Here is a 1,624-nt window from a genome sequence, read left to right on the forward strand (position 1 = left end):
GTCGCTGGTTCAAGTCCAGCTGGGCCCACCACATCAAATTAGTTTTTGATCCCACAAAATTTACATTCACTACAATTTATACAGTTTTTGTATTTTCCAAATTGTAGTTATTTTAAAAAATCTCTATTACTTTCCTACGCAATAGATTTTGCAATTTAACCAACTCAGCTTGGGCCTACTGCGCGCGAATCTCGAAAGGAAACTCAGCGGTTTGCTGATTGCGCGCGATGCTGAATTCGATTGTTGCGGGTCGCTGCTTAATGGGCAATTCAACTTGATTCACGCCGAGGTTACCACGCAACTCTGCGGCTTGACTCACGGCTGCGCCATTGTCATCCAATGCGGTGATTGCCATAAGTTCGGGAAAGCTGCCGTGAATATCAAATAACAAGCGCCCGGCTTCCCAGCGCGCCAATTTAAATGAGGAGTCAGCGCCATTCCATTGCATACCGAACTGGAACGGCAATTGAATTGCAATAGGATCTGATGCTGCCAAGAAAACCAACTTACCCCAGAAAGCAATAACATCACTCACGCCTAAATCCTGCCCGCGCAAATCCAATTGGCCGCGCAACCAGGGCTGTGCGGGATCAGTTTGAAATTTTCCTTCTGCCCAAGAGCCACCAGCATGCTCCAACGCAATGGGCGATTGAAAATTTACGGAGTGAATATTACCGGCCGAATCTTCTACTTCCGTAATAAAAAAACGTGCAGCACTGAGTTGGCGTGTGAGCGGATGTTGGTTGCGCAGATAAATATCAGCCATTAACGATAACTGTTGCGCTTGGATATTCATTTGATTTACCGCAATTAGCGCCGGCCCTGCAATAATGGTTTGCTGCGGAGCCTGGAAGGGATATTGGACATCCGTTGGTGGTGAATCCTGTTTAAGCGCAGCCAATGCTGCTACCGTTAATAATTCCGGCGCAGGCTTTTCCTGTGCAAATGTTTGCTCCAGCGGTTGAATGCGACCAAAGCTGAACGGATAAATTTGTTTCTCCATTTTGCTCGCCACAATCACTTCAGCGGCAGCGATGCGACCTTGCACATCAATACTGGTGGTTTCGCCTGCGGCTAAAAAATTCACACCGCGCATTGCATTGGTTGTCGCGAGCACCTTGCCTTCTGCATTTAATGCATTTACTTGTAAAAGTGCTTCGCTATTACCGGCATGTTGAAAATACAAACGGCTTGCACCGGCAGACAGGAAGCGCAATTGCAGTCCATGTGAATTAATTACTTTACCGGCCAATGGCAAATCCACTTTTATGCGTTCGACGTTGAGCGGTAAGTTGTAACTAAGTTCACCTTTAATTGCGCCAATCGAGGAGAGATTAACATTTTCCGGCAGCAGAATTTTTTTTGTTCCCTGAATACCGATATAGGGAATCGGCTGCCCCTGATCAAGAAACGCACCGTCGTAAACCATGTCGATTTTGGCAACACGACGTACACCCGTTGCATCGCAGCTACCCGCTGACAACAACGACTGATCCTGGTGATCAACGATATCGAGAATACGCAGTTGAATAGGACCTGCTTCTTTACCGAGATTAGGTAAATTAAATGCGCTGACATCCAGAGTAATCACCGTACCTTCTGCCGTCGCATCAATATTGCTAAT

The 1,624-nt window shown here is 46.6% G+C and carries 1 protein-coding gene; it reads right to left on the bottom strand.

Annotated elements, in window-relative coordinates; genetic code table 11:
* Positions 1–175: 175 nt before the first annotated feature.
* On the bottom strand, positions 176–1,624 hold a 1,449-nt coding region (locus ACWA6V_RS21330), incomplete at its 5' end, for a hypothetical protein (RefSeq protein WP_449524362.1).

Source organism: Cellvibrio sp. (assembly GCF_053579595.1).